This window comes from Algibacter aquimarinus, from assembly GCF_039543265.1.
Classification (GTDB): domain Bacteria; phylum Bacteroidota; class Bacteroidia; order Flavobacteriales; family Flavobacteriaceae; genus Algibacter_B; species Algibacter_B aquimarinus.
This window is the reverse complement of the sequence record NZ_BAABJK010000006.1, coordinates 128,256-145,684: the sequence shown is the minus strand read 5'-3', so window position 1 is coordinate 145,684 and position 17,429 is coordinate 128,256. Positions and strand designations below refer to the sequence as shown.

General features: G+C 30.6%; 15 protein-coding genes. 9 read left to right on the top strand and 6 right to left on the bottom strand.

All coding sequences use genetic code 11. From position 1 onward, the window contains the following. Window positions 1-9: 9 nt before the first annotated feature. Both ABD939_RS09805 and ABD939_RS09800 read right to left on the bottom strand, forming a co-directional pair. Entirely contained in the window at window positions 10-1,131 is a 1,122-nt protein-coding gene (locus ABD939_RS09805) for a GTP cyclohydrolase (RefSeq protein WP_345167772.1), read from the bottom strand. Between the two features lie 23 nt (window positions 1,132-1,154). Further along, on the bottom strand, window positions 1,155-2,171 hold the full coding sequence (locus ABD939_RS09800; protein WP_345167769.1) for a transporter: 1,017 nt from the start codon (window positions 2,169-2,171) through the stop codon (window positions 1,155-1,157). 169 nt (window positions 2,172-2,340) lie between these two features. Here ABD939_RS09800 and ABD939_RS09795 point away from each other — a divergent pair, with 169 nt between their 5' ends. From ABD939_RS09795 to ABD939_RS09780, 4 genes are read left to right on the top strand one after another with little or no spacing between them, the layout of a single operon-like run. Next, on the top strand, window positions 2,341-2,604 hold the full coding sequence (locus ABD939_RS09795) for a DUF4834 family protein (RefSeq protein ID WP_345167765.1): 264 nt from the start codon (window positions 2,341-2,343) through the stop codon (window positions 2,602-2,604). 31 nt (window positions 2,605-2,635) lie between these two features. Beyond that, window positions 2,636-5,050 (top strand): YfhO family protein, encoded by a 2,415-nt coding sequence (locus ABD939_RS09790; RefSeq protein ID WP_345167762.1) that lies wholly within the window; start codon window positions 2,636-2,638, stop codon window positions 5,048-5,050. Then, complete coding sequence (locus tag ABD939_RS09785) at window positions 5,043-6,320, top strand: glycosyltransferase family 4 protein (protein WP_345167760.1); 1,278 nt, start codon at window positions 5,043-5,045, stop codon at window positions 6,318-6,320. The genes ABD939_RS09790 and ABD939_RS09785 overlap by 8 nt, the downstream gene beginning before the upstream one ends. Beyond that, the gene (locus ABD939_RS09780) at window positions 6,317-7,780 is read left to right on the top strand and encodes a lipopolysaccharide biosynthesis protein (protein WP_345167757.1); all 1,464 of its coding nucleotides are present in this window, start codon (window positions 6,317-6,319) and stop codon (window positions 7,778-7,780) included. The genes ABD939_RS09785 and ABD939_RS09780 overlap by 4 nt, the downstream gene beginning before the upstream one ends. 73 nt (window positions 7,781-7,853) lie before the next feature. On the opposite strand, the gene ABD939_RS09775 is transcribed toward ABD939_RS09780, so the two are convergent. Next, entirely contained in the window at window positions 7,854-9,146 is a 1,293-nt protein-coding gene (locus ABD939_RS09775) for a hypothetical protein (protein ID WP_345167754.1), read from the bottom strand. A 274-nt stretch (window positions 9,147-9,420) separates the two neighbouring features. On the opposite strand from ABD939_RS09775, the gene ABD939_RS09770 reads away from it, so the two are divergent. Beyond that, the gene (locus tag ABD939_RS09770; protein ID WP_345167751.1) at window positions 9,421-10,134 is read left to right on the top strand and encodes a DUF6090 family protein; all 714 of its coding nucleotides are present in this window, start codon (window positions 9,421-9,423) and stop codon (window positions 10,132-10,134) included. 206 nt (window positions 10,135-10,340) lie between these two features. On the opposite strand, the gene ABD939_RS09765 is transcribed toward ABD939_RS09770, so the two are convergent. Beyond that, window positions 10,341-11,060, bottom strand: coding sequence for a hypothetical protein (locus ABD939_RS09765; protein ID WP_345167749.1), 720 nt, complete (start codon window positions 11,058-11,060; stop codon window positions 10,341-10,343). 236 nt (window positions 11,061-11,296) lie between these two features. On the opposite strand from ABD939_RS09765, the gene ABD939_RS09760 reads away from it, so the two are divergent. Next, on the top strand, window positions 11,297-12,397 hold the full coding sequence (locus tag ABD939_RS09760; RefSeq protein ID WP_345167746.1) for a DUF3667 domain-containing protein: 1,101 nt from the start codon (window positions 11,297-11,299) through the stop codon (window positions 12,395-12,397). Window positions 12,398-12,401: 4 nt separating this feature from the next. Here the strand turns inward: ABD939_RS09760 and uvrA are convergent, their stop codons facing one another. Beyond that, the gene (gene uvrA / locus ABD939_RS09755) at window positions 12,402-15,185 is read right to left on the bottom strand and encodes an excinuclease ABC subunit UvrA (protein WP_345167743.1); all 2,784 of its coding nucleotides are present in this window, start codon (window positions 15,183-15,185) and stop codon (window positions 12,402-12,404) included. Between the two features lie 236 nt (window positions 15,186-15,421). Between uvrA and ABD939_RS09750 the strand changes: the two genes are divergently transcribed. Beyond that, on the top strand, window positions 15,422-16,006 hold the full coding sequence (locus ABD939_RS09750) for an RNA polymerase sigma factor (protein WP_345167740.1): 585 nt from the start codon (window positions 15,422-15,424) through the stop codon (window positions 16,004-16,006). A 57-nt stretch (window positions 16,007-16,063) separates the two neighbouring features. Further along, entirely contained in the window at window positions 16,064-16,210 is a 147-nt protein-coding gene (locus ABD939_RS09745; RefSeq protein ID WP_345167737.1) for a hypothetical protein, read from the top strand. Window positions 16,211-16,240: 30 nt separating this feature from the next. Here ABD939_RS09745 and ABD939_RS09740 read toward each other — a convergent pair whose 3' ends face one another. Then, the gene (locus tag ABD939_RS09740; protein ID WP_345167735.1) at window positions 16,241-16,900 is read right to left on the bottom strand and encodes an endonuclease III domain-containing protein; all 660 of its coding nucleotides are present in this window, start codon (window positions 16,898-16,900) and stop codon (window positions 16,241-16,243) included. Between the two features lie 35 nt (window positions 16,901-16,935). Here ABD939_RS09740 and bcp point away from each other — a divergent pair, with 35 nt between their 5' ends. Further along, window positions 16,936-17,388 carry a thioredoxin-dependent thiol peroxidase gene (gene bcp, locus ABD939_RS09735; protein ID WP_345167733.1) on the top strand — a complete coding sequence of 151 codons (453 nt, stop codon included), beginning with the start codon at window positions 16,936-16,938 and terminating at the stop codon, window positions 17,386-17,388. Window positions 17,389-17,429 lie beyond the last annotated feature (41 nt).

The following is a 17,429-nucleotide window of genomic DNA, read 5'->3' as shown; positions in this document are numbered from 1 at the left end:
CGGATTTTTTTATGCGATATCTTTTCTAAGTGTTTTTCTGCGTTTATAAACTTCAGGTGAGAAGTGTTTCCATATTCTATGTATGGCTTCATTATCTTCTAGTTCCGGAGTTCTGTAACATGTTTCAATACCTTTTTCTTTGAAAGTTTCATAATATTCATTGAAAATTACTGCATGTACTCCTTTGTTTTGATAATCGGGATGAATACCAATTAAATAAAACATCACGTCTTTGCTATGTTTTTTAGCATTCATAATATGTCTAAATCCTAAAGGAAATAGTTTTCCATTCATTTTTTGTAAAGCTTTAGCAAAAGCTGGCATTACAATAGCAAACCCAACCATGTTGTCATCTTTATCAACAACAAATTTTATATATTCTGGATTTATAAAACTTATAAATTTCTTTTTAAAATATTCTTTTTGAATTTCATTAATTGCAACAAAAGAGGATAATGAGGCATAACTTTCATTAAACAAATCAAACATCTTATCTGCATAAGGCATAACCTCTTCTGTTTTAGTGAGCTTTAACGGCGTTAGTTGATAACGTCTTTTTATTAGCTCTTGAGCTTTTTTGAAAAACTCAGGCTTTACATTTTCGAAAGGAAACCTACTTTCTGAATATGACTTTTCAACTTGGTAACCAGCAGACTCGTAGTGTTTTATATAATAAGGATGATTGTACCATGTAATCATTGAAGATATTGAATCAAAACCTTCTGTCATTACACCAACTTTATCAAGATTAGAAAAGCCAACTGGTCCTTCAACAAAATCTAGCTTTTTTTTCTTTCCAATTTCTTCAACTTTACTTAAAAGCATTTGAGAAACTTCTAAGTCATCAATAAAATCGAACCAACCAAAACGCATTTTCTTCAAATTTTGGTTTTTAACCTCTAACCAATTAGTTATTGCAGCTATTCTACCTACTATTTCGTTACCTTTAAATGCTAAAAACAATGTAGTTTCAGCGTCATTAAAAACTGGGTTTTCCTTTTCATTGAAGGTTTTTATTTCTTGACTAATAATTGGTGGTACCCAATAGTCTGAACCTTTATATAATTTAAAAGGAAACTTTACAAATGCCTTTAAATCTTTTTTTGTTTTTACTTCTTTAAGTGTAATCATATTCAAATTATAAATTTTGGTGTTTAGTTATCATCAAAATCTATATCATCTTTCTTTCGTTTTTTCTTAGTACTAGCTTTATCAGAGCTGTCTCCTTTTTTCTTTTTTCTTTTTTTATTGAAACGTCTTTTTCCTTCATCCTTTGCAGATGTTCCGTTGTCAATTTCCTTATCTCTATGAAAATCTAGGCGATAGGACATCCCAAAATTTACACTAAATACTGATGGCGTGTCTTTTGTGTTAAAAGTTAAGGCAGTATCCAACTGAAAATCTTTAGTCCATAAATATGCACCCCCAAATCTGAATAAATTATCTGCATAAAAATCACTTTTTATACCTTGCGTTTCGCCAAATACAACCCATTGCGGACTAAATGAATGGGTTAAGGTTAGTACATAAGAAAAATCAGATTGATCTGTACCTATTCTGTCTTTTACTAAATTCATAATAAATACCCAGCCACCTGCAAAATTATTTTGGGTTGCGATCATTACTTTTGGACTAAATCCTTCAATACCTGGAGCGGTATACGGATTGTCCTTGGTGTCAAAATTAGCGCCAGCATAAACTGCTACGGCTGGTATTAATGATTTCCATTTAAAACTATGATTTGCTTTCCAACTGTATAGGTTAGGTTTGTCATCTTCAGAATTTTTATAAGGGTCGTAAATTAAATATTTAGCACCAATAGCTAAACTTCTAAAATTTGCGCGTTTGTTCTCGTTAGAAATGTTAGATGTAAATGTTTGGGTGTCGTTTTGAAACGTACCCTCAATATTTAATTCTAATTCTTCCCAAAGTAAGCCATAGCGAGCTGCAAAGTCTACTCCAAATCCAGATACCTCAAATGCAGTTGCAGGTGTTCGTTCTTCTTTTAATATATATGGGCCAACTTCAAACTGTGCTACGTTGGTACCAACAGAAAAAGCACTTCTTGAAACTCCTGGTCTATTAGAATTTATAACATCTGTGTATTGACTGAAAGCTTGCATGGTAATCAAGCTAAAAATTAAAACTAAGGTAGGTTTGATTGGGCTCATAATTAAGGTTTTACACGGAATTTTAGATAAAATACCATTTAATTTTTTTGTTTTTAGAACTTATGGGTTCTCAAATATAGATATTTTATACTTTTTTTATCATTTCTGAACGTTTTTTAAACGAACAGAATTGTATTTTTGTACTAAGTTTTTAACAAAAAATTTCATAATGGGTTTATTAAGAACCATATTTATAATTGTATTAGTCTATTATATTTTTAAAGTACTTTCAAGAATTTTTGCACCATTTTTAGTTAAGTATGCAGCAAAAAAAGCAGAACAACGCTTTGGAGACCAATTTGGTCAGTATCAAAAACAAAAGCAAAAAGAGCCTAGCAAAAAAGTAGGCGAAATTACAATTGATAAAATGCCAAAAACTAAAACTTCAAATAAAGATGTTGGCGATTATGTGGATTACGAAGAAATTGATTAATTTTCGCATTCATTGTTTTTAAAACATTTTCATGCAATTTTCAATAAAAAGAATATTACCTCATGTTCTAGTTCTTTTAGGATTTATAATACTGTCTTTAGCTTATTTTAGCCCTGTTTTAAAAGGGAAGCAGATTTTTCAAAGTGATATCATGCAATATATTGGCATGAGTAAACAGCAAAAAGATTTTAAAGCTGCGACAGGAGAGGAAACCTATTGGACAAATGGTGCGTTTTCAGGCATGCCAACCTATCAATTGGGTACAAAATACCCACACAATTACATAAAAAAACTTGATTTATCGCTTCGTTTTTTACCAAGACCCGCAGATTATCTATTCCTATATTTACTAAGTTTTTATATTTTATTATTAGTACTTAAAGTCGATTTTAAACTCGCTGCTTTAGGCGCTTTAGCTTTTGGTTTTTCTACTTATTTAATAATAATATTGGGTGTTGGACATAATAGTAAAGCACATGCTATTGCTTATATGCCTTTAGTTTTAAGTGGAATATTGCTAACTTTTCAAAGAAAATACGTTGCAGGTTTTTTATTAACAGCTGTGGCCATGGGATTAGAAATAGTAGCAAATCATTTTCAAATGACTTACTATTTATTGCTATTGGTAATTGTTTTGGGCGTAGTTTATTTAATTGATGCTTATAGGAAAAAGGTATTACCACATTTTTTCAAATCAGTATGCATTTTGTGTGGTGCTGTTTTACTAGCTATAGCTTTAAATGCAACTGGTGTTATGGCAACGCAAGAATACGTAAAAGAAAGTACGCGTGGTAAAAGTGAGTTAACTATAAATGCCGATGGCTCTCCAAAAGAAGTTACTTCGGGTTTAGATAGAGCATATATTACGCAATTTAGTTACGGTATTTTAGAAACATTTAATTTATTTATCCCACGTTTTATGGGAGGTGGAACTTATGATAATGTTGGTAAAGATTCTAATACATACAATACATTTAGGGCATTAGGGGCTACTACAACACAAGCTGCTGATCAAGCTAAGCATGCACCAATGTATTGGGGAGACCAACCTATTGTAGAGGCTCCTGCTTATGTAGGTGCTGTTGTTTTGTTTCTATTTGCATTCGCTTTGTTTTTAGTAAAAGGACGATTAAAATGGTGGATTGTTGGTGGTACATTACTTTCTCTATTATTGTCTTATGGGAAGAATTTAGGATTTTTAACCAATTTCTTTATCGATTATGTTCCTATGTACAATAAGTTTAGGGCAGTAAGTTCTATTCAGGTCATTTTAGAATTATGTATTCCGTTGTTGGCTATTTTCGGACTTTCGAAATTATTTAATGATTTTGAAAGTAAAGATGATAAACTGAAAGCTTTAAAGTATGCAACAGCAATTACGGGTGGTTTGGCTGTTTTATTCTTAATATTTAAGTCTTCATTTGATTTTGTTGGACTAAATGATGGTTATTTTCGTCAAAGTTATGGGGTAGACTTTATTGATGCGATTAAAGCAGATAGAAAAGCTGTTTTTACAACCGATACCTTACGAACATTAGTTTTAGTTTTACTTTCCGCAGGTACTATTTTTATGTATTTAAAAGGAAAGTTGAAAGAGAATTTGGTTATTGTTGGGCTAGGGGTGTTTATTTTGTTTGATTTGGTTGGAGTAGATAGGCGTTATGTAAATAATGAAGATTTTGTATCGGCTATTAAAGTCAATAAACCATTTCAAGCAAACGAAGCCGATAAAACTATATTAAAAGATAAATCGCATTTTAGAGTTTTTGATATGGTTTCAGGTCCCTCTAAACCGTCTTACTTTCATAATTCTTTAAATGGATATAATGCAGCCGAATTAAAAAAGTATCGTGAAGTTTTTGATTTTTATATCGCTAAAAATAATATTAATGTGCTTAATATGCTTAATACAAAGTATATTATTGCTAAAGACGATAAAAAAAATATATACCCTTATGCCAATCCAGATGCTAATGGTAATGCTTGGTTTGTAAAAGAATTAGATAAAGTTGCATCTGCTAATGATGAAATAAAAGCTTTAGATAAGTTAGATACAAAAAACAAAGCGGTTTATAGATTAAACGATAAAGCGTATGCAAGTCAATTTAAAGTAGATTCTTTGGCGTCAATTAAATTGATAGATGTAAAACCTAATTACCTTAAATACGAATCGAACAATCAAAATGATGGTTTTGCAGTGTTTTCAGAAGTTTACTATGGTAATGGATGGAAAACTCTAATTAACGGAAAAAAAGCTAATCATATTCGTGTTAATTATATACTACGAGGAATGTCCATACCTGCAGGAAATCATATTATTGAATTTAAGTTTGATCCTGATGTTGTAAAAACCGGAAGTAAAATAGCGTTGGCAAGTTCTATTTTATTAGGAATATTGTTAATTGCTGGTTTATTTTACGAGTTTAAGAGTAAAAAAAGTGTCTAAAAAAATACTTATAATCACTTATTATTGGCCACCTGCCGGTGGACCAGGAGTACAACGGTGGCTAAAATTTGTAAAATATTTACCCGAATTTGATGTAGAACCAATCGTTTATATTCCTGAGAATCCGAGTTATCCGTTGATAGATAAGAGTTTGATTTCTGAAATCCCTGATAATATAATTATTTTAAAACACCCTATAAACGAACCTTATAAGTTTGCGGGAGCGTTATCAAATAAATCAACAAATACTATTAGTAAAGGGATTATTCCTGAAAAGAAAAGACAAAGTTTTTTTGAAAAAGTAATGCTTTATATTCGTGGTAACTTTTTTATTCCAGATGCACGTAAAAATTGGGTAAAGCCTTCAATTAATTACCTTTCAGAGTATATTTCAAAAGAGAATATAAAGACCATTATAACTACTGGGCCACCGCATAGTTTACATTTAATAGGCTTAAGTTTAAAAGACAAACTAGGGGTGAAGTGGATAGCAGATTTTAGAGACCCGTGGACAACAATTGGTTACCACAAACAACTTAAACTAACAAAAGCCTCAAAATGTAAACATAAAGCATTAGAAAAGCAGGTTTTAAATACTGCAGACCAAGTTATTGTAACAAGTTCTGTTACAAAAAATGAATTTCAACAAATTACAAATCAACCAATAGAAGTTATTACAAATGGTTATGATAATGATTTAGTTGGAAAAATTGAGCAAGATTCAAAGTTTACATTGGCGCATATTGGATCACTACTGTCAAAACGAAACCCTGAAATTCTTTGGCAAGTTTTATCTGAAAACATTCAAGAAAATGAAAGTTTTGCTCATGATTTTCAATTAAATTTAGTTGGAGCAGTAAGCGAAAATGTATTAGAATCTATTAATAAATATAATTTAAGTAACTATATAGATAATGTAGGTTATATATCACATAAAGAATCAGTTAAGTTTCAAAAAAAATCACAATTATTACTATTGATAGAGATTGATTCTGAAGAAACAAAGTGTATTATACCTGGAAAGTTATTTGAATATATTGTTTCTAATAGACCTATAGTAGCATTAGGTCCTAAAGGTTCAGACGTTGAAAATATTATTAAGGAAACCAACACAGGGGATTACTTTTATTACAACGATTATAAATCATTAAAATCTACTATCTTGATGCATTATAAAGCGTTTCAAAATAAGACTCTTAAAACACAACCAATAGGTTTGCAAAAATACCATAGAAAATCGCTCACAGAATCGTTATCTAAACTCATATGATGGGAATTGTTGCATCACAATCTTTAAAAAACATCGTTTCAACTTACATCGGCTTTGTCATTGGTGCAATTAACACGCTATTTTTATATACCGAATTTTTGACGGATGAATATTATGGAATGGTAGGTTACATGATGTCTTTAGCTTATGTTGTTATGCCTTTAATGGCATTTGGGGTACATAATACCTTGGTTAAATTTTATTCCTCTTTTAAGTCAAGAATTTCAATAAATAGTTTTTTAACACTCATGTTGTTTTTACCAATACTTATTATTATTCCTTTGGTGTTAATCACATTTTTTGGCTACAATACTATTGGTAACTTTTTATCAGAACGAAATTCTATAATTAAGGGGTATTTGTGGCATACCATATTTATTGCTGCTTCTTTAGCCTATTTTGAGGTGTTTTTCGCATGGGCAAAAGTGCAAATGAAAACAGTTTTTGGGAACTTTATGAAAGAAGTGTATCATAGAGCAGGAATTATGTTATTGCTGTTTTTGCTTTATTTTAAAGTGATTGATATTGAACAGTTTATGTGGGGCTTGGTTGTCATTTACGTTTTAAGAATGTTAATTATGATGTTTTTCGCTTTCAGTATAAAATTACCTGTTATCATGTTCAGAAAAGTTAATGATATGAAGCGTATTTTAAAGTACTCCTTTTTAATAATCATTGCTGGGTCTATAGCAACCTCATTATTAGATATTGATAAAGTAATGTTGGGTAGTTATATTTCTATAGAAGAAATTGCATATTACAACGTAGCTATATTTATTGCTGCCGTAATAGCAGTACCACAGCGCTCTATGCATCAAATTTTAATGCCATTGTCTGCAAAGTTTTTAAATGATAAGGATTTTGAAGCTTTAGAAGATTTATACAAAAAAAGTTCAGTTAATTTATTTATAGTAGGCGGTTTCATTTTTTTACTCATTGTTTTAAATATAAATGAGCTTTATTACATTATCCCAGAAGAGTTTAGCAAAGGGCTTTTTGTGGTGTTTATTATAGGTATTGTAAAACTATACGATTCGTTTTTAGGAAGCAATAATGCCATTTTATTTAATAGTGATTATTACAGAATTGTTTTAGTTTTAGGAGTATTATTAGTTATTTTAATGATAATATTAAACATAATTCTAATTCCCTTATATGGTATTAATGGTGCGGGTTTAGCAACATTTATTGCTGTTTTTATTTACAATTCAATTAAATTATTTTTCGTTTATAAAAAATTTAAAATACTGCCTTTTACAGTTACTACATTTAGAATAGGAGCTTTTATTTTGTTATGCACACTGATGTTTTATTTTTGGGATTTTCCTTTTAATCCTTTTATAAATATTGGGTTAAAATCACTATTAATAGGAGTAGTGTATTTGTTTATTGTTTATGGTTTTAATTTTTCTGAGGATATTACGGCACTTATAAACAAAACAATAAAACGTAACAATTAGAAACAGAAAACCCCACGATGTTGCTTTGAGGCATACTACTCGTAGGGCTTTCCAAACTAACCAACCAAAATCTTTACGATCGTCTTCTTGTGCTTGTCGATCTTTTATTATTATTAGAACTACTTCTTTTTTGTGTTGCTTTAGGTCTATTATTTGTTGAAGACCTTACAGTACGCTGAGTCGATTTTGATTTACTCTGTACTGTTCTATTTGCTACACGCTGAGTGTTTCTATTATTGTCACTTCTATTATATTTACGAGTATTTGTGCTTTTTGGTTTTTGTGTAACTGTATTACTACGCGTTACCGTTCTTGTACTCGTTCTATTTACATTAGGTCTAGATGTTCTGTTAACGGTTTCAGTAGTTCTTTTAGTATTTACAACTTGCGAATTACCTCTTGAAGGTGTTCTTGTTGCTTTTACTTCACGTTTACTAACCGTTCTGTTCCCAATATTTGTGTTTGTTCTAGAAGTTCTGCTAACCGTATTGTTGTTAGGTCTTGAGCTTCTATTAATAACATTGTTATCACGTCTGTTTTCATTTCTGCTAATAGTATTATTAGATCTAGATGTTCTGTTTATGTTAACGTTATCACGTCTATTAGACTTATTGTTTTGAGCAACAGATCTTCTTGTATTTGCATTTCTGTTAACTCGTGTAACATTTCTAGAGCTTCTATTTACTGTTGCGTAACTTCTGTTTCTTATAACGTTATTACCGCGTCTGCTAAAAACTGATGATACAGGTCTGTAGTTATTATAAAACGGTCTGTTGTATACATAACGAACAGGGTTATAAAATTGTCTGTAGGGCCTGTTATACACTACACAAAAGTTTCTTGGCGGTACAACATAAAAGTTATGCCATGGTCTGTAAATATATCGTCTGTTAAATACATTTATAAAACCTGTGTGATGTGAAAAACGATTAAAGTTATCATAGTGAACAAATAACCCACCAACACGCGATACATAACCAAAGTTGTTATAAAATATATTCACATTACCTACTTGGTTTACACGACCATAATAATCGTAAAAAATAGGAGTGTTTTCTATTTGAATAATGGCTCCAAACTCATCATATTGTAAATATGGGTTGTAATCGAAACCAGAATTGAAACTTACATTTACATTAGGAGATCCAATTGATACATTAAAACGTGAATTGTTTCTTATTAGATTAAAATCGAATTGTCCGTCTCTAAAAACTGAAAACTCAATACCACCTTCAACAAAAATGAAAGAATTGCTGTAACCTCCATAATAAGTGGCTGTTGTATTTAATTCTGCGTTTTTCGTGTCTGCATTAACAAAGAATCCCACTAGGAGTAAACTTGCTAATAAAAATGCTATCTTTTTCATAATTGTAAATTTTAAGGGTTACGATTATGTATTTACAAACAGCGTGCCAAAAAAACAAAGTATCTCTTAAACCCTTGAAAATCAACAAAAAATAGTTAATAACTTTTTAGTAAGTAGAAATTGTTTTGATTGCTTTTGTGAGAAAAATTAGTGAATTTCGTTTAATATCAGATAAAAAACATTAAAACGATTTCATATTAAGTCGTTGTGCTTCATTATTAGAAATCACTAACCAATGATAAAATTCTTTAGAAAAATTCGCCAAAACTTGTTTATGCAAAATAAAACTGGAAAGTATTTTAAGTATGCTATTGGAGAAATCGTGCTTGTAGTTATTGGTATCTTAATTGCTCTTCAAGTAAACTACCTCAATGAACAACGAAAAGAAAATAATTTTGAAATTGAAATATTAAAGCAAATTCAAATCAATCTACAAACTGACCTAATAGAAATAAGAGAGGATTTAGAGGTAATAGATTTCGTGAATAAAGCCTGTGTGGATGTAAAGAACCATATACTAAACCTTGATCAACCGTCCGATTCTTTATCAATAAGTGCAGCTATTTTAAGAGCTACACCACATTTTAGCCCCATAACTAGTGGTTATAATTTACTTCAAAACAGAAGCGTTGGAATAATTAAGAATGATAGTTTAAGAGATGCTATTATATATCAATACGATATGTTATATCCTTATTATAAAACTTATGAGGAAGAGCGTGGACGATTTCATGCCTTACATAGCGAACCACAACTCATAGAATATTTTTCAATGAATTATAATGTAAATCAACCTTTAAGTTTTCGAGGGTTGTTTTTTGAAATAAGTAAAGAGGATTATCAAAGATTGAGAGAAGATTTAAAGTTCTTGAAACTACTAAAAGCTATTACTTTTGAAAATAGTTTAATTCAATCCCGGGGCAAAAGAGTTGAAAAAAACACTCTTGATCTTATCAATAAAATTAATGTTGAATTAAACTCAAAATAAGTATTGTACAACATTGGCTATAAATAATTCTTTGTTCTCGCCTACTTTGAAAATTCTGCAGGTATTTCCAATTTGGTGTTAACTTGTGAAGTTTCGTGCAAACCCTCGCCACTTGGCATAGCCGAGACCGTTAAACGAACAATAAAAAACTCGAAATCATTATAACTTCGAGTTTTCACTTTTAACTAAATAACTAATTCAAAAAATTATCTTTTGTTTTTCTTTTGTTTTTTTACTTTACCATTTTGTTTGTAGTAATAGTAATTGTCGTCATCAAATCTATCAACATTCCTTCTATCGTCCCAATCGTTATTGTTTCTATGTCTATTTCCGTGTCTGTGATCTACATCACAAGATAAGGTGCCACAAAAATTACAATTATCATTAAAACGGTTTACTTGTCCTCGGGTATTTATAATTTCTCCCCAACGGTTATAGTTAACTCGTAAATTACCAACTCTAGATAGGTTTGAGTGTCTTCCTCTGTTATAACTCATAAAAACTGAACCTGCACGAGTAATACGACCAAATCTATCATAATTTAAAAACACATTTCCAATACGTCTAACCATACCATTTCTATCTCTTATAATGGACACACCTCTGTTTCTGTTAAGACGAGCGTTACTATATTGAATGTTTACGTTTGGGCCTCTGTAAGCTACATTTATATTGCTTCTTCTTGAGTTATTTTTATAATATATATCGTTATAAAAATTATTATCAATATTGGTGTTAAAATCGAAACTACCATCAGGGAAAATTAAAAACTCTACACCTCGCTCAATAAACACAATAGGTTGAGCTAAACGAGAATGTTTGTTTTTCTTAAAATGAGCATCTGTGTTTTCGATGTTCTGTTCTGTTGCTGATGCAGTTGTTAATCCTATTAACAAACCTGCGAATAATAGTACTAATCTTTTCATAATCATATAGGATTAATTTATGCCTACTCTTTAGCTTTTCGGCTTACGCTATATGATTGTGTGTTTTCAATATGCGTGCCAAAACTATTTTAAAGTTTTTTGATTAGTAGTGTTTTGTTATATAAAACACTAATTATAAGTGCTTTAATGTATTTAAAAACTTATTTTATTTTTTAAAATATAGATTAAGTATAAAATGATTTTATTTTCTATTTTTATAAAAACCAATTTAGGAAATGGCTAAAGAGCAAGAAACGTGTAAGAATTGCGAACAAAATTTTGATGCAGATTTTTATTTTTGTCCATATTGTGGGCAACAATCAAAAGAAGATTTGACTGTTGGGGTGCTTTTTTATAATACCATCAGTAATTACTTTTCTTTTGATGCACGTTTTTTTAAAAGCTTTTTGCCATTAATGCTAAAACCAGGTTTTTTGGCAAAACGATTTATTGAAGGTAAACGTTTATTATACTTGCATCCAGCGCAATTGTATTTATTTATATCAGTTGTGTTTTTCTTTGTATTCTCATTCATTCAGCGTGAGCAAGTGAGAAGTTTAGATGAAAACCTAGCTAAAACATTAAAGCAGGAAAAAGTTATAGATACTACCATAACAAAAGAGGTTAGGGATTCACTAAGGCTTGTTGAGATAAAAAAGAAACAAGTAGCAGATTCGATAGGTCGTGCAAAACTCCGAAAGACTTTAGAAGATAATAAAATGTTTCACGGTTTTTCTGAAAAACAAATAGATTCCTTAGTAAACGCTGAAAATTTCCAGCAAAATGGAATGGTAAATTTTGATTTTAATGAAAGGAATATTGATTCTTTAATTGCTAAGGGTGCTCCAGATAAAATGATTTATAAAGAAATGGGGTTGCCTGATGATGCCGGTGCTTTTAAACGTAGATTGTATGCGCAAGCTTTAAAGTTTTATAAATCTAGAAAGGGAGGGAGTATATTACAAGCATTTTATGATACTATACCCATAGCTATGTTTTTTCTGTTACCAATTTTTGCTTTATTTTTAAAACTGTTTTATAGAAAAAGTGGAAGTTATGCACATCATTTGGTATTTAGTTTTTACTACTTTTCATTCCTATTTACTGTATTTAGTATTATAATAGGCTTAAACTTTATTATAGATACTCCAGATTGGATTGACTGGTTGATAGCCTTTTCAACTTTTTTCTATTTATTGAAAGCGCTACGCGTATTTTATCAGCAAGGAAAATTTAAAACTTTTCTCAAGGGAAGTTTTGTTACGTTTCTATTTCTATCCTTTGTTGCGCCTTTAACAGCTTTTATTTTAGGAATATTTGCCTTTTTATTCTATTAAATATCTAGAGTTTATCTTTTAAATATTTCCCAGTTTCTGAGGCTTTAACCTTTACTATATCTTCGGGAGTACCAAATGCGACTAAATTACCACCTGATTCTCCACCTTTTGGACCTAAATCGATAATGTGGTCTGCGCATTTTATAAGTTCCAAATTATGCTCAACAACAAGAATTGAGTGTCCGTTTTCAATCAAAGCATTAAAAGACTTTAATAGTTTTTGAATATCATGAAAATGTAAGCCCGTAGTAGGCTCGTCAAAAATAAAAAGTGTTTTATCTTTATTATTGCCTTTGCCTAAAAATGATGCTAATTTAATACGTTGTGCTTCACCACCTGAAAGGGTAGAAGAACTTTGACCTAAAGTAACATAACCCAACCCAACATCTTGTAAAGGTTTTAGTTTCTTTTTTATTTTATCTTGATTTGTAGCTTCAAAAAATGCAACAGCATCATCAATGGTTAGGTTTAAAATATCATCAATATTTTTATCTGCAAAAGTAACTTCTAATACTTCTTTTTTAAAGCGTTTTCCTTTACAAGTTTCACACTCCAAATGCACATCGGCCATAAATTGCATCTCAATAGTTACTTCACCTTCACCTTTACAAGTTTCACAGCGCCCGCCATCTACATTAAATGAAAAGTGTTTTGCTTGGTAATTTCTAATGGCACTTAATTTTTGTTTTGAGTATAAAGCACGAATATCATCATAAGCTTTAATATAGGTAACTGGATTAGATCGAGAAGAGCGCCCAATAGGGTTTTGGTCAACAAACTCAATTTGTTTGATGTTGCTAAAATTCCCATCTATAGATGTAAACTGACCCGGCTTATCTCCAAAATCTGTTAACTTTTTCTGTAAAGCTGGGAATAATATTTTTTTAATTAATGTACTTTTTCCACTTCCTGAAACACCAGTAATAATGGTTAAAACTCCCAAAGGAAAGCGAACATCAATGTTTTTAAGATTGTTTTCACGAGCTCCTTTTATATCGACATGATACTTAGAGTCTCGTCGTTTTTTTGGAACTTCAATTTTTAAGTTTTCATTTAAATACTTGGCTGTTAAAGATTCTGATTTTAAAATATCTGAATATGTACCACTTGCAACAACATTACCACCAAAAGTGCCTGCTTCAGGACCAATATCTATTATGCTATCGGCAGCTTTCATTATGTCCTCGTCATGTTCTACTACAATAACAGTGTTTCCTAAATCGCGAAGTTGTTTTAAAACTAATATAAGGCGTTCGGTGTCCTTTGGATGCAACCCAATACTGGGTTCGTCTAAAATATACATTGAACCTACCAAACTACTACCTAAAGATGTTGCTAGGTTTATGCGCTGGCTTTCACCACCAGATAATGTGTTCGATTTCCTGTTTAGCGTTAAATAGTCTAAACCAACATTTGCTAGGAAAGAAAGTCTGTTGTTTATTTCTTTTAATAATCTGTTGGCAATTTGCGTATCGTAATCATTAAGTTCTAATTGCTTGAAGAAATTAGTTAACTTGTCTAATGGCATTTCAACCAAATCAGTAATCGTTACACCTCCAATTTTAACATAGTTAGCTTCAATTCGTAAACGCTTACCGTTACAGGTTTTACACTTCGTTTTTCCACGATATCGTGATAACATCACCCGATTTTGAATTTTATAAGCTTTAGATTCTAGTTCTGCAAAAAATGAGTTTAAACCCTCAAAATATTGGTTTCCTTTCCAAATAAGCTGTTTTTGGTCATCGCTGAGTTCAAAAAAGGGTTTATGAATTGGAAAATCGAACTTATGTGAATTATTAACTAATTGATCTCTATACCAACTCATGCTTTCTCCACGCCATGGAAAAATAGTGTTGTCGTAAACTGAAAGCCCTGTATTTGGAATAACTAAATCATCATCAATTCCTATAATATCACCATAACCTTCACATTTAGGGCAAGCACCGTAAGGATTATTAAAACTAAATAAATGCACGTTGGGTTCTAAAAATTGAATGCCGTCAAGTTCAAATTTATTACTAAAATGTCTTTGCTTATTATCGCTAAGCGTTTCAATAATACATTCACCTTTCCCCTCGAAAAAAGCCGTTTGTACGGCATCAGCTAAACGATTTAGGAAATCTTCTTCATCTTTAATTATAACTCTATCTACTACTAAATGTAAATTGTCTTTTTTATTAATTTTTCCAACTTCATCTATTCTTACAACAGCATCATTTACTTTAATTCTAGCATATCCTTGCTGGTTTAAAGCTTTAAGTTTGTCTTCAATAGTTCGGCCTTCTTCTAGGTAAATAGGGGCGAGTAGGAGTAGTTTTTCTCTTTCAGCAAAAGTTTTTAAATAGTTTAAAACATCAGAAACTGTATCTTTTTTTACCTCATTACCAGAAATAGGAGAATATGTTTTACCAATTCTAGCAAATAAAAGTTTTAAATAATCATAAATTTCTGTTGTTGTGCCGACCGTTGAGCGCGGGTTTGTAGAATTTACCTTTTGTTCAATAGCAATAGCTGGTGCTATACCTTTTATATAATCGACTTTTGGTTTATTTAATCTACCTAAAAATTGGCGCGCATAACTTGATAAACTCTCAACATAACGTCTTTGTCCTTCAGCATAAAGTGTATCAAAAGCTAAACTAGATTTTCCAGAGCCTGATAAACCTGTTATTACTACTAATTTATTTCTAGGTATAACAACATCTATATTTTTTAAGTTGTGCAGTTTTGCACCTTTAATAATGATATTTTCTTTTGGATTTACTTCTGAAATAGTAGTATTCATAGACATTTGTAGCAATAATTTTGCAAAGATACTATAAGTATACGAGCATAAAAAATAACCGTTTATCGAATAAATTGTTAAAAAAAGACTCGATTCTTTGCTTTTTAGGAACGATTGTTGTTATATTTGAATTCATTAATCATTTATAAATCAACACTTGCCTATAGCATAACATTACTTTTAAACATTTAACCCCAAGCAAAGAAGCCCTCTTCTGCGCGCTAAAAGTAATTATTATGCAATACGAACTTATCACAGATGCTACTTTGGTTAGCGACTACATTAAAGGCAATGAAAGTGCTTTAGAGATTCTAATTAAAAGGCACAAACAAAAAATTTACAGTTTTATTTATTCTAAGGTTTATGACAGAGATGTTGCTGAAGATATTTTTCAGGACACTTTTATAAAAGTTATAAGAACGTTAAAAAGAGGTGCTTACAATGAAGAAGGAAAGTTTTTGCCTTGGGTTATGCGTATATCTCACAACTTAGTAATCGATTTTTTTAGAAAGAATAATAGAATGCCAAAATTTGATAATGCTGGTGAGTTTAGTATTTTTTCTGTGCTAAGTGATTCAAGTTTAAATGCTGAAAAAACAATTATTAAAGAGCAAGTTGAGAATGATGTTAGACGCTTAGTTGATGAATTGCCATTAGACCAAAAAGAGGTTTTATTAATGCGTATATATAAAGATATGAGTTTTAAAGAAATATCTGAAAGAACTGGTGTTAGTATTAATACTGCCTTAGGTAGAATGCGTTATGCATTAATTAATTTGAGAAAGATAATAGATAAGCATAATATTGTTTTAACAAACTAATACAATAAAGTAATTTTTGCTACGTTAATATTTTGTATTAACCCTTAAATTAAAGAAATGGCAAAAATTTACTCTGAAAATTCTATTAAAAAATTAGATAATCTTGAGCCGCGAGAAGAAACGGTTAATTTTCTTCTAAATTATTCAAAAGCTTTACGTGTTATAAATTGTAATAAATTGAAGTTTGAAGCACTTCTAAATTAAGTTTTTAAAAAGTCCTGTTTTTAATAAAAATCAGGACTTTTTATTTTTATAGTATTCTTCAAGCACTGATTTTCTTCCAATAGTGCTGGTAATAATATCTTTTTCAAGATTCCAGCCTCTAGCTGGAGAATATTCTCGTCCATACCAAATAATTTGAAGATGTAAATCGTTCCATAATTCCTTTGGAAATAAACGTTTGGCGTCTTTTTCAGTTTGTGCTACATTTTTACCATTAGTTAAATTCCAACGGTACATTAACCTGTGAATATGAGTATCTACAGGAAATGCAGGCACGCCAAAAGCTTGTGACATGACTACACTTGCTGTTTTGTGTCCCACGGCTGGTAATTCTTCCAAAGCTTCAAAACTTTGCGGAACTTTACCATTATATTTTTCTATAAGTATTTTAGATAGTCCATAAATGCCTTTACTTTTCATTGGAGATAAACCGCAAGGTCTTATAATTTCTTTTATGTCTTCAACAGACATTTTAATCATATCAAAAGGGTTGTCTGCTCTTTCAAAAAGTAATGGTGTTATTTGGTTAACACGAACATCTGTACATTGCGCAGATAACAATACAGCTATTAATAGTGTATATGGGTCTTTATGATCTAAAGGGATTGGTATTTCTGGGTATAATTTATATAAGGTGTTAATAATAAAATTAACCTTCTCTTTTTTAGTCATAAGTTGTATTTTTGATAAAAATCAAAGTTAAGACTATGAATACACTAAAACAAGGTGATGCTGTTCCTAATTTTACAGCACAAGATGAACAAGGAAACACAATTTCTTTAAGTGATTATAAAGGTAAAAAGTTAGTAGTTTTCTTTTATCCTAAGGCGAGTACTCCAGGTTGCACCGTCGAGGCTTGTAATTTAAGAGATAATTACAAGGAACTCCAAGATCAAGGTTATGAATTGCTTGGTGTAAGTGCAGATTCAGCAAAACGTCAATCTAATTTTAAAAACAAATACGAATTTCCGTTTCCTTTATTGGCAGATGAAGATAAAACAGTTATAAATACTTTTGGTGTTTGGGGCCCTAAAAAGTTTATGGGTAAGGAATACGATGGCATTCATAGAATGACATTTTTAATTAACGAAAATGGAGAAGTTGAACGCGTTATTGATAAAGTAAAAACGAAAGATCACGCAGCACAAATATTAGGTTAAATCAAAAAGAGGCTGTTTTTAAAAAACAGCCTCTTTTTGTA